Annotated in this window: 2 protein-coding genes; both read left to right on the plus strand. The window is 33.3% G+C overall.

What is annotated here, in order from left to right; genetic code table 11:
• Positions 1-226 (plus strand): ATP-binding protein (locus H1P_RS33005; protein ID WP_144875674.1); only part of this gene is annotated, 226 nt, incomplete at its 5' end.
• Between the two features lie 56 nt (positions 227-282).
• Positions 283-1,947: an ABC1 kinase family protein gene (locus H1P_RS33010; RefSeq protein ID WP_144875676.1), complete on the plus strand. Its 1,665-nt coding sequence runs from the start codon at positions 283-285 to the stop codon at positions 1,945-1,947.
• Positions 1,948-1,971 lie beyond the last annotated feature (24 nt).

The raw sequence follows: 1,971 nt of genomic DNA on the forward strand, positions 1-1,971 counted from the left end.
CTATGGTGCAGAAATTGAACCTAGTGAGTTACCCTATATCTTTGATAAGTTTCGCCGTGGAAAAGGAGTAACAGATCGCGCTGTACCTGGTACTGGTTTAGGTTTAACTTTGGTCAAACATTTAGTAGAACATCTGAATAGCAAAATTAATGTTACTAGCGAAGAAGTTGCAGATTCTCAACTTTATAAGACAACATTTACTATTACTTTACCCCAACACAAGTAATATTAATAAATGGACAACTTATAATTGCTTTGTTGCAGCTTATTAATTAGATTAAGATGACAAATATTCGAGAACTATCTTGGCATAATGCTGCTGCTTCACCATTTACTAGACAGGTTAAAACTTTTTCTGTCGCTTTTAAATTATTATTTTCTTTATGGTTAGACGATCTTCTTGGCAATAATTCTGCTCTGCAAAAAAAGCGTCGTGCTAGATGGTTAGTTAGAAGAATGTTAGAGTTAGGTCCAACTTTTATTAAGATAGGACAGGCTTTATCAACTCGCGCCGATTTAATACCTTTAGAATATGTTCGAGAATTTAGCCAATTACAAGATAATGTACCTCCTTTTGCTTCAGAAAAAGCGGTCGCTGCCATTGAAAAAGAATTAGGAAAATCAATTTATACTCTCTTTCGGGATTTTGAAACTATTCCTTTAGCTGCTGCTAGTTTGGGTCAGGTTCATCGCGCTAGATTACATACAGGAGAAGAAGTTGTTGTTAAAGTACAACGTCTTGGTTTAGAGAAATTATTTAATTTAGACTTTGCAATTTTACATCGTTTAGTAAGAATCATCAATCATTTTTCTAAGACAATGCGAAAGTATAACTTAGAGATGATTTATCAAGAATTTTTTGAGCTACTTTTTCAAGAAATAGACTATATTAATGAAGGCAAAAATGCCGAACGCTTTCGCGAAAACTTTCAGAAATATCATCAGGTAAAAGCACCTCAAGTTTATTGGCAATATACTACGAGAAAAATTTTAACTTTAGAGTATTTACCAGGGATCAAAATAGACGATCGCCAGAGTTTAGAAGCTAATAGAATCGATCCTGATGCTGTGATTAAGCTAGGTATTACTTGCTATCTCAAACAACTGTTAGAAGATGGTTTTTTTCAATCCGATCCCCATCCAGGTAATATGGCAGTGAGTGGTAACGGAGAGATTATTTTTTATGATTTTGGGACAATGGCTGAAATCAAAGCGATCGCTCAAGATCAGATGGTCAAAACTTTTTTTGCTGTTTTAAAAAAAGATACCAATGAAGTAGTAGAAACTTTAATGTATATGGGATTAATTGAACCTGCTGCTGATATGACTCCTATCAAGAAAATGGTATCTTTCCTTTTACGCGAATTTAGCGACAAACCCATAGACGTTAAAGCTTTTGAACATCTAACAGACGAACTTTATGTCATGTTTGAACAACAGCCATTTCGTCTCCCACCTCAGATGACTTTTATTATTAAATCTCTGACTACTTTAGATGGTATTGCACGCGCTCTCGATCCTCAATATAACTTATTAGCTGCTGCACAACCTTTCTTAAAAAGTATTGCTTTATCCCAAAATAAAACTAATCTGTTAGCTACTTTTGCCAGACAAACTAAAGATTTAGTAAAGCATAAATTAAATCAACCCAGTCGTACAGAATTATCAATTCAACGCCTCGAATCTCGCTTAGAATTAGGCGAATTACAAATTAGAGTTCGTTCTCTAGAAAGCGATCGCACTTTAAAATTAATTCAGTTGGGTATTAAAAGTTTAATTTTTACCTGTTTAACTGGTTTTACTTTACTTTCAGGTACAATGTTATTTTTAGGCTCCCATAAAATACTTGCTTTTATTATGTTTGGTTTATCAGGATTTTGGTTTTTTCTTCTTATGAAATATTTAATGAATCTGGCATTTCAAGAAAAGATGCAGAAAAGACTATAAATAATTGATAATCTAGATATTTTT

Source organism: Hyella patelloides LEGE 07179, assembly GCF_900659865.1.
GTDB lineage: Bacteria > Cyanobacteriota > Cyanobacteriia > Cyanobacteriales > Xenococcaceae > Hyella > Hyella patelloides.

What these genes read in the sequence shown, in the direction of transcription:
- H1P_RS33010 (WP_144875676.1), top strand. Translation starts at nt 283, where the DNA reads ATGACAAATATTCGAGAACTATCTTGGCATAATGCTGCTGCTTCACCA.